The organism is Halorubrum sp. Atlit-28R, assembly GCF_003665955.1.
Taxonomy (GTDB): domain Archaea; phylum Halobacteriota; class Halobacteria; order Halobacteriales; family Haloferacaceae; genus Halorubrum; species Halorubrum tropicale.
The window spans coordinates 1-626 of sequence record NZ_QPLS01000087.1; the positions used below are offsets into that span (position 1 = coordinate 1).

At 52.7% G+C, this 626-nt stretch carries 1 pseudogene; it reads left to right on the forward strand.

What is annotated here, in order from left to right:
• A pseudogene (locus DVK06_RS16915) lies at window positions 1-626 on the forward strand (helicase); the annotation flags it as partial.

A 626-nucleotide genomic window follows, 5' to 3' on the forward strand; every position in this document is an offset into this window, starting at 1 on the left:
AAGGAGGTGTCTATAGATGGGGACCTCGAACAGGGTCGCATCATACACCAGTGTGAGAATCCGGAATGTGATGAAGTCAAACGAAACGGCGGAGAGCCAGCCCCGCTTCCAGTATACGTTACTGACAGAGAGATTTACCGCTACACGCCGACGTTCGTTGTCTCGACCATCGACAAGATCTCCATCGTCGGTATGCAACGCCGTATGCGGGCCGTTCTCTTCGGACGAACGTCTCTTAAATGCGCCAAACACGGGTACTCTGGTGAGAATCGATGTATTGCTGACACCGGCATTCTAAACGAGGCTGGCCAGTGCGATGAGGACGATTGGGAAGAGGTTGACCCCGTCGACCCACCTAGCCTTCTTATTCAAGACGAGTTACACCTCCTCCGCGAAGAATTTGGTTCATTTGACTCTCACTACGAAACGCTTATTCAGCATCTGAACCGTGCGTTTTCAGACGACACGTGGCACACAAAAATAGTCGCCGCGACGGCGACTATCAAGGGTGCCGAGCAGCAGGTAGAAGCGCTATACATGAAGGACACGAACGTCTTTCCATCACCCAGTACGCGGTTAAAGCAATCTTTCTACACGTACGCTCACCCGACGCGCATTCAGCGACG